3 protein-coding genes and 1 pseudogene are annotated in these 15,571 nt (G+C 62.3%); all 4 read right to left on the bottom strand.

All coding sequences use genetic code 11. The features are described 5' to 3' along the window. Positions 1 to 594: 594 nt before the first annotated feature. The 4 genes and pseudogenes from HBF25_RS13485 to HBF25_RS13470 all read right to left on the bottom strand — a co-directional run bounded on the left by HBF25_RS13485 (position 595) and on the right by HBF25_RS13470 (position 15,542). Complete coding sequence (locus tag HBF25_RS13485; protein ID WP_166949221.1) at positions 595 to 804, bottom strand: hypothetical protein; 210 nt, start codon at positions 802 to 804, stop codon at positions 595 to 597. A 263-nt stretch (positions 805 to 1,067) separates the two neighbouring features. Further along, positions 1,068 to 1,199, bottom strand: a pseudogene (locus HBF25_RS13480) (integrase core domain-containing protein); the annotation flags it as partial. 181 nt (positions 1,200 to 1,380) lie between these two features. Then, positions 1,381 to 1,836: a hypothetical protein gene (locus HBF25_RS13475; RefSeq protein ID WP_166949219.1), complete on the bottom strand. Its 456-nt coding sequence runs from the start codon at positions 1,834 to 1,836 to the stop codon at positions 1,381 to 1,383. Next, positions 1,833 to 15,542 carry a hemagglutinin repeat-containing protein gene (locus tag HBF25_RS13470; protein WP_166949217.1) on the bottom strand — a complete coding sequence of 4,570 codons (13,710 nt, stop codon included), beginning with the start codon at positions 15,540 to 15,542 and terminating at the stop codon, positions 1,833 to 1,835. Before HBF25_RS13470 ends, HBF25_RS13475 begins: the two co-directional genes overlap by 4 nt. Positions 15,543 to 15,571 lie beyond the last annotated feature (29 nt).

The raw sequence follows: 15,571 nt of genomic DNA, 5'->3' as shown, positions 1-15,571 counted from the left end.
GTGAATACAACGAGGAGCGACCGAAGATAGCACTGGGCGGACTGACGCCCGCTGCCTACGCAAAACAGTTACAGTAACTCGGGACTCAAACCGGACCGCTACTGAAGGCGGGGGGACGTCGCAATCACCATAGAGACGCCAAAGATCACCAAGAAAAATATCCCTCCCGCCAAGAAAACTCTTATGGGCATATTTAGCTTTAATTTCACCAATCCTCTTAGCCCCCACCTACCGCAGCTCGGATCGAGGCGCTGACCACTTGCATCATTGTCGCGAACTCGGGCGAATCCGCCTTATACCTGTGCTCGGTCAGGTAACCGACTATTATAGGTATGGCGGCTTGATTCGCGGCCGCACCAATACCGGCCGCCGAAGCATTACTGCGGCCCAGCGAGGCGATGACTGCGCCTATCGCGTGATTCAAAATTGTTCGTCCCTTGCTCCCTTAGGTGCAGCCAGTTGACCTGCCAGGCCACCGGCGCTCCGAATGCCGACATCATCGATCACCCAATAATTAACTTAGCCATCACGAGAAGATTGCATCAATGAATCAAAAAATAATCCAACAACAATATTGCAACATAATTTTCGCAATCATTTTTTAATTTTCGCCCCCAAAGCAAGAATAATTACAACCACAATCGAACCGTATAAAGCAAACTTAATTGCAACAGGAATGGTTTCTAATAAATCATATGGAAGACCAAGCATCCACGTTTTTATATATGTCAATATAGGTATGTACACAACAAGCGCAAAAAAATAAGCAACTCCAACAAGCAACACCCTAATTGCCTTTTTCATGGATTATTCCTACTCCCTTTCTGATTCTCCCTCATAAAATAATCCAGCATCACATTTGAACCCTCTGTTGAAGCAGGGCCAAATGTATTACCCAAGATAACAGGAGCAAGTGATTTTGGAAGTATCGAAGACGATATTGAGATCAATTCGAAGCTGATCATCATCACGTTCACTTATAAGACCTTACGCCGTTATCATGATCGAATGCCAGAACAGATGCCATCTTCGTCGTATCGCCAGCCGCCCTGGCCGTAATGACGTTATTGCTCAATCAAGACTCTGGTCTCGGCGAGGCTTTGGAACCATTCGCGGTTGAGCAGTTCATCTCAAAACTTGCCATTGGAACTCTCCAAGAAGCCGTTTCGCAAGAGCTCTCCAGGACAATGAAAGCCAGGCAGAAGGCAGCATCCGATATCAGCACGAGACCTTCGTGGCAGTAAATTCGACCCACTGACAGAGTCATTCCTGATCGACTATTGTCACGGCACGCAATGCCGCTCAGTTCGGCCTGACTTATCTTGAAAATACGATGCAATGACTATCGAAAAAATCCGCTGCCACTTGAGCATCACCAACCTATGGAAATCGGATAGGGAATAAGACTCCCCTCGACAAAGACACCCCATTGGCTACATATCGATGTTCAACCTCTTCGATAAAAGGCTCACATGGCCGGGTAGACATTTCCATAATATGTGAATCAGATATTAACTCGCGAGACGCATCGGTAGCGCAGATCGATACATCGAGCCAATATACCCCCGCCTCATCATTAAGATCCAGGGGACTCAGTGAGGCCAATTTTTCACAGAGAAAGGCATATTTATCTTCTGGACGGACGCCGTTTAGCGGACCATCATTCCATATCGCCCAGATACCAGATTTCAGACACCGGTATATGCTATCAACCGTAAATTGCCAGTTCTCCGTTGTTAAGCCCCCAATAATGCCATGAGGTGAATAATCATCCAACGTCAATAGAAAAATATTATTCTGCAAATGCAAGGCCATTTCTAAGGATAAATTTTTCATGGCACAACCTCACTCTTGATGGGAAATTTAAGCTTAAGAACCTGGTCCACACCTGCTGAATTCGCATTCATCCGCTTAATGGCTTCGCTGTTAATTTCTACGGTTGCCGTAGTCGCTGTTGTGGATGAACTGGCGCGACCGGCCGGCCGATATGTGACCCATGCGCCATCAGTGTCTTTTGCACGCCAGCATCCATCGCAATTATTAATAGGTAACTTATTAACAGGCGTATCACCGAACCAACGAATGGCGAAGTCTTCAGCCGTGCCACTGGGGTTGAGCGTTGCAGGCATCTCTCGAGGAGTTCCAAGACCGCCAATGGGATTGCCTGGTAATTTACCATCCTTCAATCCAGTGATCGCCGTCGTATTGTATAGCTCGTTAGGCACCTTTCCCGTCAGGTCCGGTCCATTAGGGTTACCACCAATTCGCTTGAGTGCATCCATTTCTTCCTGAACACTATCCTTAAGCACTTCTTTACCACCTGCTTTTTCAAGCAAGTCGCCCGCTTCCTTCGCTGTTGCTGTTATTGTTTTACCTGCAATCGTTCCGCCTGTTGCGGCCAACTTCCCAGCACCGATTGCACCACCAACAGCAGCCCCCGCCTGAAGCACCGCGACCGTTTTCATGACACTACTGACATCTTGTCCGTAGATAGCCGCCAACTGCCGCTTAGCGGAATCATCGAATCCGGCAGCAAAGCCCTCGCCGATGTTCTGCGCGCCCGCCACTACACCATCCTTGAATTCGATACCGGTAGTAATCGGATGCAACACAGCGTCTTTGATCGAGCCTGCCAAGCCGATAACGACACTCTTTCCGAGACCCCACGGGTCGTCCTTGATCGTGCCACCAATTAAATAAGCGTACTTTTTCGACTCTTCAGCAACACCCTCTCCCAAGGGACGACTGACGCCGGGCCTCACGTACTGCCCAATAAAATCTCTGTCCACATCTTGCATATTCTGAGCTGGGGCAAAGAATTGGCCTCGCTCCGTCGTGAACATCGCCTGTGGCTTGCCGACTTCGTTGGTATAGGTGGCTCCGCTGTTCGCCAGGAATGAGCGTGCAGCTTCGTCATCACCCTCTGGAAGAATGCTCTTCCAGATAAAGTCGACGTCCTTCGATGCCTGTTGACCCAAACGGGACGTGGCAGCTTCTATCTGCTCAGGTGTCGGCGTGCAACCGCCACACTGTTCACTGGCGAATTTCGCCGCATTGTTTCGAATCCAATTGGCTTCGTCCGAGTGTAACTGGCGGTTGTAGCGATCACCACTTAGTGCCGCATTCGCACCATTGCCACCACCAACTGCACCACCCACGATGGCGCTGCCCAGCTGCATGTAGGTATTCCACTCCGCCGATCCCGGCTGGACGTTGTGGTCGTACAGATACTGCTGCATGACGTGCGACACCGCTTCGCCCGATGCGCCGCCCAGCGCACCTCCCAGGGCCTCGCCACCGCCAAGTGATGCCATGGCCGCACCGACAACGCCGTGCAGGATGACCTTATTTGCGCCCCCATCCATCCAAGCCGCGCGTTCATCGTCGGTCTTCGCGTTCTTGGCCATCCAAAGGGAGATGTCGCCTACGCCGCGCATGCCGACGTAGCCGGCCAGTGCTGTCAGCTCCTGCCGGTCGGCTACCTTGTTTGCGTCGTAGGTGTTCTTGAGGGCTTCGTTTTCCAGCGTCGGCTTACGATCCAGTCCAGACAGATCCTTGCCTGGATCGTTGCGCACGACGATGGTGCCTTCGGCAATACCCGAGCGGGTATCGCTGCTGGCATTGCCGTGCTGTGGCGTAGCAGCCGATATGGCCGTACCGATTGCGCCAGCAACGTTGCTTGCTACCGTGCTTCCGCCGCTGAAGCTGATCTGGCTGGCCTTGTATTTCGATTCGTTGTGCAGATCTTCGTAAGTCAGCGTGCCCGTGCTAAGCCAGTTCTTGGAGGCATCCGCTTCGCTGGCGATCTTTCCCCCAACGAGGTGGGTGTTACCGCCGACATCCAGCTGGAATCCGCCGCTTCCCGCCTGGATGCCGCTGACCTCGTTGACGCTGCTGTAATGGCTATCGACCTTGCTTTGTGCAAAGTAGGCACTGCCGCTGACGAAGCCGCTCTGGGTGAGGCCCACCATCACCTTGCCACCGGCCTGCATCGTCTTGCTGGCAAAGTCGTCGGTGTCCTGCTCGCTGCGGATCGTCAGGTTGTTGCCGACGTTGGCGACCACCTGCTGGCCCTTGAGCTGGGCGCCCTGAATCGTCGTATCGTTACCACTGATGATAGTCAGTCGGTCATCGGCATTGATCGTCGTCTCGGCGTGCGTCTGCCCATTTCCATGGGCCTTGCCGCTGCCGATGCTTGCTGAGGCATAGATGCCGAAACCATCCGATCCGAAACTGACACCCACGCCTCCCGACGAGTTCTTCGAATCGTTCTTGAGGCTATGATCCTCGACCTGGCTCAACAAGTTGATGTCACGGGTGGCAGCCAGCGCAACGTTATTGCCCGTCACTTTGGCGCCTACGATCGTCAGGTCACCCCCCATAGCACCGATGGTAATCGTACCGCCACTAGCAATATGGCTGCCATACGATGAGCCATCGTGTGTCGTCGTCTTGCTGCTCGAACTACTGCCTCCAATGCCCACCTGGATATTGATACCCGTCGCACCTGCGGCACTTTTAGCGTCGGTGATGCTGCCCATCTGGGATACGGCATTCACGCCGTCTTTGACGTCATACGCCACTTTCGCAGCATACAAGGCTTTAAGCCGATCGTCGTCCGTACGCCCTGCATGCATCGCGGACGAGCGCACATCGAGCGCAAGATCATAGAGACCACCGCCCAGCCCCCCGGAAATCCCGCCTTCGCTATGTTTCTGGGATTGACGTGTATCCAGCGTATCGGTGTCAGCATCGATGGTGACATTCTTCCCAACGATACTGGTTCCGGCCTTACTGATAACGTCCGTACCGGTGAGATGAAGATCACCACCAGCGGCAAGATTCACCCTGCCATCGCTGGACCCCACCACGCTACCGGTATGAGTGACCTGTTGCGTTTCTTCGCTTCGACTGTCCTTGACCTTCCCATAAACCTCGTTGAAACCACTCCTCGAATACCCGGTAGTGGTGACGCTCTTGTCATGGCTATCGCTGTACCTATCCACCGCCGTGGTGAGATGAAGATCATTGCCGGCGGCGATGGTTACATCATGCGTTCCTGCGATCTTGGCGCCTTCGCCGAGCACATCGTGACCTGCCGCCACCGAAATCGAATCGCCACTTAGCAAGGTTCCCGTCGCTACGTGCTGTGCAGTTTCGTCATTAGTGACCGTCTTCTTTCCCTGCTGCACAGGAGCGAGGCCACGATTGATTACAAACCCTGACTTCTTGACCGTCTTGTCGTGTGTTTCGTTATATGTATCTTCAGAAGCAAGAAGATTGACATCGTGACCAGCCGCCAGCGCGATATCACCCGTCGCCTTGACAGCAGCCCCCTCGGCCGTCAGGTCATTACCCGCCATCAAATGAATATTATCGCCGACGAGTGTCGCGCCCTTAACGAGCGTCTGTTCGCTGGTGTCATGCGTGGTGGTCGTCTTGCTGCTGAACAAACCACTCTTCTTTTTCTTCGTATCCGTAACAACCGTATGCGTCTCATCGGCTGTCGTCAGCGACAGATCGTGCCCAGCCCCAAGGGCGATGTCGCCCGCCGTCTTCACGCCCGCCGCCTGTAGCGTGAGATCGTGCCCGGCCACCATCTGCACGCCGGCGCCCGCGTTCACGTCCACGCCGCGCACGGTTTCATCCGTGGTGGACTGGGTGATGTGCTTCTTGCCTTCCTTCCAGCTCGACGTCTGCGAGGTGCTGTCCGTGACGGCGGACAGGGTCAGGTCGTTGCCGGCCTGAAGGCCGACCGTCTTGCCCGCGGTCAGCTGCGTTCCTTGCAGAAGCGCATCGTTACCGGCCGCAATGCTCAGGTTGCCGCCGGCATCGAGGGTGCTCACCTGGTGGGTGACGTGGTTGGCGCTACCGTCGGTGGTAGCGGTCAGCGACAGGTCGTGACCGGCGAGCAGCACCATGTCCGCACCGCTTTTCAGGGTGGCGGCCTGGGCAGTGAGGTCGTGACCGGCGGAGAGGCCGAGCGAGCCACCCGCGTCGATCTGTGTACCAAGCGTCTGGGTGTTCCAGCGATTGCCGGTCTGCACGGCGCCAAGGTTCAGGTCGTGACCTGCCTGGAGCATGGCGTCACCACCGGCGGTGAGCTTCGAGCCGGACAGGCTCAGGTCGTTGCCCGCCACCAGCGACAGGTTGTTGCCTGCACTCAGGCCGATGCCGTCGGCATGCGTCGTCGTCACGCTGCTCCAGCGATACGGCGTGTCGGTAGTGACCGTGGAGGCAAGCGAAAGGTTGTTACCTGCCATCAGCGTAAGGTTGCCGCCCGCCGATACACCGTTGCCGCTCAACGACAGGTCGTGGCCAGCGGTCAGCAACGCGTTGCCACCTGACGAAACGGCCGTGCTGTTCAATGACAGATCGTGCCCGGCGCTGACCTGCAAGCCCTGCGTCGCGACGATGCTCGAACCTTCCATGCCACGCGCGCCGATCCCGGTCAGGTTCCCCGAGCGGATGTCGCCACCCGCCACGAGCGCGACACCCGCACCATCGATACGGCCGTTGGTGTTGACGATGTCCTTCGTCGCCGAAAGCGCGGTCAGTCCGTCGCTGGAAATGCGTCCGCTGTTGAGCAGGTTCTGCGCGGAAAGTACCGCGCGGTTCTGGCCGCGGATCAGGCCGTCGTTCGCCAGCGTGCCGCTCGCGTCGATGGTGACGTCCTTGCCGGCGATCACCGCACCCTGCGCGGTCAGGCCCAGGCTGCCGCCGGCCAGGTAGACGACGGGAACGAGCACGTCGTGGCCCTGCACGTTCTGCTGCACGAGCCACACGATGTCCTGGGTGAGCGAGCTCACCTGATCGGCCGTAAGCGCCACGCCGACGCTGAGGTTCATCGTCTTGGACACGTTCGAGGCGTTGTTCATCAGCGCCTGGTATTCGGCCAGGCCACTGGAGTAATCCGACAGGTACGCACGGCCGGTGAGCTGGGTCACCTGCTGGGTGACCAGCTGCTGTTCGTAGAAGCCGTCGCCCAGCCGCATCATGGTGCGCGAGGGATCGACGCCGAGGTGGTCGAGCAGATAGTCGCTGCTGATGAACTGGCTGTAGTCGGCGAAGCGTGCGTTCGTCTCGATCAGGTAGTTGCTGCTCGGCGCATGACCGAGCAAGGCGGTGAGATAGGCATTGCCCATCGACCCCACCGCGCGCGCCGACGCACCGCCGGCCGTGGCCGAGAGTACGCCGGCATCGACGCCATCTACGCCCACGCGCTGACCGCCGCCCGTGCTGCGCACGAGGTTGTCACCGGTCGGACCATCGACAGTGACCGTGCTTCCACCACCGCTGGCGCCAGCCAATGGCGCGGACGCACTGCCGCCATCCACGGCCACGCTCTGGCCGGCACCGGCCGCGCGTACCGAGTAGATGCCGCCCGTCGGCAGGGTCACCCCCGCCAGTGGCTGTCCCGCGCCTCCGAGCACCTGCGGCGCGTGACCGGTTGCAGGGTCCACCTGCGCGCCGATGGCGATGCCGCCACCGGCTTGCGCACCGCCCTTGTTCGCCGTCGACAGGCCGATCGCCTGCGCGTTGGGATCCAGACGCGCGTTGGATACGGAACGACCATCGCCCGTGACACCCCCGTTGCTGACATTCACACCCCCGATCGACACGCCCTGGCTGCCCGACATCACGGTGGGCAAGGCGTTGTAGTTGTCGTGGATGTAATGCGACGGATCGGTATCGGGGCGGCGCGTGTAGGACTCCTGCTCCTGGGTCGGCTGGCACAGGTCCGGCTCCCAGCCGCACCCGATGTGATGGGTCACGGCCACGGACTGGATCGTGCGGCCCAGCGCCAGCGACTGGTTGGCGACGTTCTCGTTGCCGGCAATCATGCCGGTGCCGCCGCCCGCGCCCGCCTGGTTGACCGCCAGGAAACCGGCCGCGGCGATCGTCGAGGTGTTGTTGGTCACCGACCCGTACAGCGAGATGTTGCCGCCGGCCACGATCTGCGACTGTGCGCTCGCCGCCACCACCGTGGTCTGCGAGATGGTGTGGTATTCGGTCCAGGTCTCGTATTCCTGCACCTTGTTGATGTTGTGCTTGTAGTCGGCAATCGGCAGCGGTTCGGAGGCGTCGTACTCCGCCTGCGTCAACGTATGGCTGTCGGTCTGCAACACCCGTCGAACGTTGTTGATCTGGTTCGCGGCAAGCAGGATGCTGCCCTGCGCCTGGATCGAGCCGGAGTAGTTATCCACCTGCCCGGCACGCGTGTCGAACAGGCCCTGGCCGTTGCGGCCCGCGCCTGCGATGTTGATGTTGCCGAGGCTGAACACCTGCGCATCGCGGTTGAGCAGGTAGTTCGTATAGATATCGACATTGCGCGTCGCCGCAATGGTGCCGCTCTGGTAGGCGGCGTTACCGGTCTGCGCGCCCATGTCGGCACCGTTGATCACGGTTCCCGCCTGCACCGTGACGTCGCCCCCCATGATGGTGCCGGTATTGTTCACGGTGCCGGCATGCAAGCCCACCGTGTCGCCCTGGATGCTTCCCGCGTTGGTGATCGTGCCACCCGTAGTGAGCTGGGTGTTCGCGGAGTTCAGCAGCGCGCCCGCGCTGTTGGTGATGTTCGCCGCACTGATCGAAAGGCCTTGTACCGCCTGGATGCTGCCGTTGTTGACGAACTGGCCGCCCACCGTGAGGTTGAAACCACCGTTCGCCTTGATGCTGGAGCCTGCGGCCTGGATGTAGTCGCCGACCAGGTGCATGCCCAGCGTGTTATTGGCAACGATCGTGCCCTGCCCGACGAGGTTGCGGATGTCGAGGGCGACATTGCCCACGCCACCCACGCCGTCGATGCCGGCTTGTACGGTGCCGCCGCTGTTCTCCAGCGTAAGCAGGCTGAGATTGAGCTGGCGCCCGGCGGTGATCTTGCCGCCCGCGTTGTAGACGGTCGCACCGCCGTTGTTGAAGGTGAACGTATTGCCGGCATACGCCGTGCCGTTGCTGTTGTCGAGCTGGCCGGTCGACAGCGTCATGTTGCCGGCGGCCACCAGCGTGCCGGCCTGACTGTTGCCGATCGACGACGCCGTGAGGTTCACGTCGCCCTGCCCACCCATCGTGCCGCCACGGTTGTCGATCGCGCCACCGGTGGCTACCTGCGTGACCTGTGCACTCGCATTGGCGATACGGCCGCCGATATTGGCCAGTGAACCGGCATTGAGCGTGGTGGCGCCGTTGCTTTCGATCCGGCCCGCGTTGTTGATGAGGCCGTTGACCGTGCGCAGGTCGAGGTTGCCGCGGCTCTGCAACAGGCCGCTGCTGTTGTTGACCGCGTCACCAACCTGCAGCCCGAGCGTACCGCCCGAGATCACGCCACTGACATTGCTCAGGCTTGCCGCATTGAGCTGCGCGGCCGCACCGGCCGCGATCGTACCGCCGCCGTTGTCGAGCGTGCTGGTGATACCGAGGTTCACGGTACCGTTGGCGGCCTGCACCGTACCGCCCGCGTTGGTCAGGCTTCCCGCGCCGACATGCGTCGCGCCCGACGTCGCCTGGAGCAGGCCGCCGCCGTTGTTCACCGCGCCCGTGACAGTCACGTCCAGGGTGCTGCCGGATATCGCACCGTTCGCCGTATTACTCAGCGACGCACCCGACAGCGACGTACCACCGTGCGCATTGATAAGGCCGCCGTCGTTGGCGATGCCACCGCCAGCCACGACCTGGGTCGTGCCATTGGCCGTGAGCGTGCCCTGTCGGTTATCGACGTCCTGGCTCACGTTGATATCGAGCAGGCCCGTTCCCGCCACCTGTATGTTGCCGCCGGTGTTGACCAGCCGGGTGCCGCGCAGGGCGAGGCCGGCGGCGTTGGTCGCGATCGTGCCGCCGGTGTTGTCGAGCACGCCGGTGGTCTTGATCGAGGTTGTCGCCGTACCGGTCTGCAGGAGCTGGCCGGCACCGTTGTCGAGGCTGCCGGTGGTCAGCGAGAGCTGTCCCGCCTGCATGCGTGCCGTGTGGCCATTGGCGCCGCGGTTGATCAGCTTGCCGCTGGTCTGCGCCGTCAGCACGCCGCCGATGGCGAGATCGCCACCCGTATGGTCGATGTCGCCCACGCGGGCCAGCAGCGTGGCATCGCTACCCGCGCGCTGCGTGCCGCTGGAAAGATCGAGCGCATCGGCCTGCACGTCCAGCACACCGCCAGCCAGCAGGCTGCCGTGCGCGGTGAGGGTCTTGCCGGCAAGCGTATGCAGCGTGCCACTCGTACCCAGTGAGCCATCCTGCTTCACACCCGCGCCGAGTATGCCGTCGACACCGATGGTCTGGGCGCGCACGGTCAGGTCGCCCGATGAGAGCGTGCGGCCGCTGTTGTTCAGGGTCGTAGCGTCGAGGGTGATACCGTTCGCGCCGAGGGTACCGTTCTGGCTCAGGATACCGCCGCTCTTCAGCGCAGCATCCTGCACCACGATATCGCCGGCGGTGGTCAGGTCGCCCGTGGCCGTCAACGAAAGGCTCGTGGCAGCCAGCTGACCGCTCTGGTGTAGCGCGGCGCTGGTCGAGGCATCGAGGCGCCCCGCAGACGACACCGTACCACCGAGGGCGAGATCGCCCTGCCGCGAGAGGATGGCGATGTCACCCTGCTGCGTACCAAGCATGCCGGTCGTCGCGACACTGCCTGCGCGAACGTCCATGCCCTTCGCAGCGACAAGGTTACCCGCGTTCTGCAAGGCACCTGCCACGTCGATAGCGAGGGTATCCGCTCCATAGGTCTGCGCCGCAGCGCCCTGATTGAACGCGGACGCACCGAGAGTCAGCGCCTTGCCGGCGTAGATCGTGCCCTGGTTGTCCAGGGTGCCGCGCGCGGCGAGCGCCAGTGTATCGCCCGTGGAAAGACTGCCCGTCGCTGCATTGGCGATGTTCGTGCCGGTCAGCGTCATCGCCGAGCCGGACGCCAGCTTGCCGGCATTGGTCATATTCCCGTCGGCATCGACGCGAAGCATGCCGCCCGCCTGCGTGGCTCCTGCCAGGGCCACGTTGCCATGCCCGGTCAGCTGCAGATCCTGGGCACTGGCCAGCACACCCTTGCTGTCGATACTTCCGGCCACGACGCTCACCGGGCCGTTGCCCTGCAACGTAGCGGATGCCGTCTGCGTGAACGCGCCCCCGATGTCGAGGGTCGCGCCTTCCTGCGCGCCGACCGCACCGCTGTTGTCGAAGCCGCCGCCGGCATGAACGCCGAGGCTCTTTCCTGCGTAGACGGTGCCGTTGTTGTGCAGCGCCGTTGCGGTGCCGAGGGTCATGCCTGCATGACTGGACGTGTCGCCGGCCAGGGTCAGATCCGCCGCCGATGAAAGATCCACCGCCGTTGCGCTCAGCGAGCCGGTCTGAGCCAGCGCGCCGGCCGAGGTCGCATGCAGGTTGCCCGCTGCGACGGTCGTGCCGGCGAGCGTGAGGTCGCCCTGCGTCGTCGTCAGGTCCACATCGCCCTGGGTAGTTCCCAGCTGGCCGGTGCTGCGCAGGCTGCCGGCACCAATCGTCACCCCATTGCCGCCGACGATACTACCTGCGCTGTCGAGCGCGCCGTTCAGGGTGATGGTGAGCCCGGTGTTGCCGGTGGCCTGTGCCTGTGTACCCTGGGCGAAGCTCGACGCGTCGAGCGTGAAGAGCTGGCCGGCGTAAAGGATGCCATCGTTGACGACATCCTGCGCCACGGTCACGGCGAGATTACGCTGCGCGCTGATTGCGCCATTGGCGAGGTTGGCCGCATGCGTGCTGCCGAGCATGACGTCTCGCGCGGCAACCAGGGTCGATGCGTTGCGCATTGTGTCGCCGGAGAGGCGCGCGTCACGCGCGGCCTGTACGCGCCCGGACAGATCGATCGACCCCGCGTTCAATATCGCATCGTTGCCCGCGTCGAGCGTCCCCTGCGAGGCAATCGACGCCGCATGGATCTGCAAGTCACCGCCGGCATGCACCACGCCAGCGGTACCGACGGCGACTCCCTGTGTCGCCGACAACGTTGCCTGGGTAGCGGACGACAGCGTCCCGTCCACGGTGAGGTTCGTGCCCGCCTTCAGTGTCGCGTCGGCGTCGCTGTATGTACTGCCCGACAATTGCACCGCACCCGAGGCATCGAGCGTCAGCGTCTTCGCGCTCAACGAACCGGTCTGGGCCAGGTCGCCGGCCGACGTGGCCTTGAGACCACCGGCCGATACGGTCGTACCGCCAAGCGTGAGGTTGCCTTGCGTCGTCGTCAGCGCGACATCGCCTGCGAGCGTGCCGAGTTGTCCGGTGCTGGCGAGGCTGGCCGCCGTAACGGTGAGGCCCTGTCCGGCGACGAGGCGTCCGGCGCTGGAGAAGGCTCCGGCCAGTACGAGGTCGATGGCCTGCGCGGCACTGATCTGTCCGTTCGCACCCTGACCCAGGCCATTCGTGCGCAACGAGAGGTTTGCGCCCGCATACAGGCTGCCGTCGTTCGTGAGATCGCCGCTGCCGGTCACGGCAAGCGCACGGGTGGCGGACACCGCACCGGTGTTTACGATCGTCGCCGCGCCCAGGGCCACATCGCGCCCCGCGATGGCTTGCGCGCCGTTCGTCAGTGTCGTCGTAGCGTTCAACGCCAGGTCGCGTCCTGCCTGCAGCGTGCCGCCGAGCGTCGTCGTGCCAGCCTGAAGGCTGAGATCCTGGCCCGCATCGAGCACGCCATGACTTGTCAGCGTGCCGGCCGACGCGCTCAGGTTCGTACCGCTGTGGATCGTGCCCGACGCGTCCAGCGTGGTGCCCGCATGAAACGAGAGGTCACCATCCGTATAGACGGTACCCGTGGACGTGAGCGACTGCATGGCATTGAATGCTGACGTGCCGGCGGCGTAGATCGAGCCCGCCAGGGCCATCGATCCGGCCGCGCCCATGTCGAGCGAAGCCCCACTGAGGGTGCCGTCGACGACGAGATTCTGCGCCGACCGGGCAATCAGCGCACCCGCGCCGGACGTAGTGCCGGTCAGGCGAACATCGCCCTGCGTGGAGGTGACGCCTACGGTACCCAACGTCGATCCCAGCGAGCCGCTGGAGTCGAGGCCCGCGGCAGTGACGTTCAGCGCCGTACCCGCAACGAGGCTACCGGCGTTGTGGAGATCCCCACGCAGGGTCAGTGTTGCGGTATCCGCGCCGGTCGCCGCGGCGGATGCGCCGAGCGAGACCGTGTTCGCATCCACGGTCAGGGCATGACCCGCATACAGCCTGCCGTTGTTCGCCACGTCACCTGTGATGGTCAGCGCGAGGTCGTTCGTGGCGGACAAGGCGCCCGTGTTCGTCAGGGTGGCCGCGTTGACACCGATGTCCCGGCCGGCGACGACCTGCGCATCGTTGTCCAGCGTACCGCCGGTGGTCAGCGACAGATCACGGCCGGCCTGCACGGTACCCGCCGTGTGGATCGCGTCCGCCGAAAGGCGCATGTCCCTGCCCGCGTCGATCTGCTTGCCGCTATCGATCGTGCGCGCCTGCACGCCCACGTCGTTACCCCCGTGCAGCGTACCGGTGTTGACCACGCTGCCGTCCGCGTTGAGCATCAGCGAACCATCACCATACAGCGAGCCGCTGTTGGCCAGGGTGTTCGATGTATGCACGGACGCGTCGCCACGACTGTAGATCGAACCGGTATTGGACAGCGCGACCGCATCCACATCGAGCGAGCCGGCGGTAAGTTGCCCCGTTTGCTGGAGGTTGCCGCCGCTGCGTGCGCGCAGTGCGCCGGCGATCACGGTGTTGCCCCCGAGGGTCATGTCGCCGGCGCTGGTCAACGCCGCATCGCCCTGCCGCGTACCCAGCTCCCCCGTACTGACGAGACCTTGCGTCGTCAGACTCAAACCGTTGCCACCGACCAGGCTGCCGCCATTGACCGTATCCCCGGATATCAGTGCCTGGACGTTGCCGCCGCCGTAGATCCGTGCCGTCGCAGCCTGGGTGAGCGCCGCCGCCGTCAGCGAGATGTCGCCGCCGGCATACAAGCTGCCCTGGTTGGCGAGCGCCCCTGCCGTGGTGACGGCAAGGGCGCCGGTGGCGGAGAGCACGCCCGTGCTTTCATTGCCGATGGAGGCTGCCTGCGCATCCAGACGACCGCCTGAGACGACGCTGGCCCGGTTGGCGAGAACGCCCGCACCTTGCAGGGAAAGATCACCACCAGCCTGCACGGCGCCGTCGAGCGTGGTGTCGCCACGGCTCGCCAGCGCCAGCGCACCGCCGGCATCGATGACTCCGAGGCTACTCGCGGAACCTGCATCCACCGACAACGCGTTACCGGCGTGCAGCGTGCTCGTGGCCGTCGTTTCCAGCGCGCCACCTGCCGAGGCGCGGCCGACGCCGGCCGCATAGATGATGCCGTCGTTGCGCAGACCCGTGCCTGTCGAGATATCGAAGGCCTGCCCGGTGTAGACCACGCCACTGTTACGCAGCGCACCGGACGTCGCGAGTGTCAGACCACTGCCGGCATTGAGCCGGCCGGATTGTTCGATGTCACCGTAGGCGCGCATGCTCAAGGCGTTGGCGGCAATGACGCTGCCGTGCAAGGCCAGCGCGCCCTGCGTGGTCAGGAGCACATCGCCCGTCTGTGTGCCGAAGGTACCGTCGAGCGTGACCGGGCCGGCCGCGTCGAGACCGAGCCGGTTCATCGCAACCGTCTTGCCCGTCAGGCGCACTTCGCCCGCGCTGCTCAGCGTGAGGTCGCCGGCTTGCGCGGCGATGACGCCACTGCTGACCACGCCGACGCCGGCCTCGGTACCCACCAGGCGGATCTTCTCCGCATACATGCCACCCAGCGCCGCGACGTCGATCGCCACGCCCGTGCGCGCCCCGGTCGCCTGACCCGCGCGGACGCTCGCATCGGTATAGCCCGCGTCGTTGCTGCCGGCGATGACGCTGAGGTCCTTCGCCCAGATCTGTCCGTTGACCTGGACCGCGCGGGCGATGAGGTCGGTGCGGTCGACGGCGGCGGTGTCCAGGCCACCACTGCCGATGGCGATGCTGCCACCGGTGACGTGGAAGGCATCGAGGCTGCCGCTGCCGCCGAACACGGGCGTGCCGGTGGTCAGGGTGAAGCGCTGGCTGTTGATGATGCCGCAGCCGTCGCAGGTGATACCGTAAGGGTTGGCGATGACCACCGGCGCGGCCTTGCCGCCCACCTCGACGTAACCGCGCAGGCTGCTCGGCAGGCCCGAGGTGACCTCGTTGAGGATCAGCGAGGCTTCGCCGTTCTTCAGATTGTCGTTGCCGGCAATATAGCCGCCGAGCTGGGTTCGCGAGATGGACCCGCTGTTGTTGAGGATCAGGCCGCGCTGATCAACGTCGAAGCGGCGGTACTTGTTATGCGAGACACCCGCCGCGTTGGGCGCGACGATATCGACGACGGGAACGCCGTTGGCGGCCGAATCCATCTTCGGCTGATGCGTGCCGGCGGCGGCATCGGGAACCACCTGCGCCCAGGAAACCACCGGGATACCCACCGCGGCCAGCGCCACGGCCAGCGGCACCGCGCGCAGCAGCACCTGTCCAGTGATTCGTGCGCCCTGCGGGCGGCCATTCGTATCCGTGTTCGTCTTCATGACATGTTCCCTGGATCGCCGTTCGACGG

This window comes from Luteibacter anthropi (assembly GCF_011759365.1).
GTDB classification, from domain to species: Bacteria; Pseudomonadota; Gammaproteobacteria; order Xanthomonadales; family Rhodanobacteraceae; genus Luteibacter; species Luteibacter anthropi.
The sequence above is the reverse complement of the archived record's forward strand: the minus strand, read 5'-3'. Positions and strand labels throughout refer to the sequence as shown.